Source organism: Pseudomonas sp. AC463 (genome assembly GCF_979253585.1).
The window spans coordinates 1-266 of the sequence record NZ_CEEDDZ010000687.1 but is presented as its reverse complement, the minus strand read 5'-3'; the positions used below and the strand labels follow the sequence as shown (position 1 = coordinate 266).

The 266-nt window shown below is 63.9% G+C and carries 1 protein-coding gene; it reads left to right on the top strand.

Going from position 1 to position 266, the window contains the following annotated elements:
* Window positions 1-21 precede the first annotated feature (21 nt).
* Window positions 22-266 (top strand): GTP-binding protein (locus tag AC0IYH_RS31940; RefSeq protein ID WP_471838296.1); only part of this gene is annotated, 245 nt, incomplete at its 3' end.

Below are 266 nucleotides of genomic sequence, written 5' to 3'. Positions count from 1 at the left end.
CCTCGAGAGGGAGAGGGCAGAATGACGGCCTACACACCCGAAGCGCTGATCGGTCAGGATATCGACGCGTACCTCGCCGGACATGCCGCCAAGACGATGCTGCGGTTCATCACCTGCGGATCGGTGGACGACGGCAAGTCGACGCTGATCGGCCGCCTGCTGTACGATTCGAAGACGATCTTCGAGGATCAGCTTGCCGCGCTGGAGGCGGACTCGGCGCGGATGGGGACGCAGGGGGCGAATATCGACTTCGCGCTGCTGGTCGA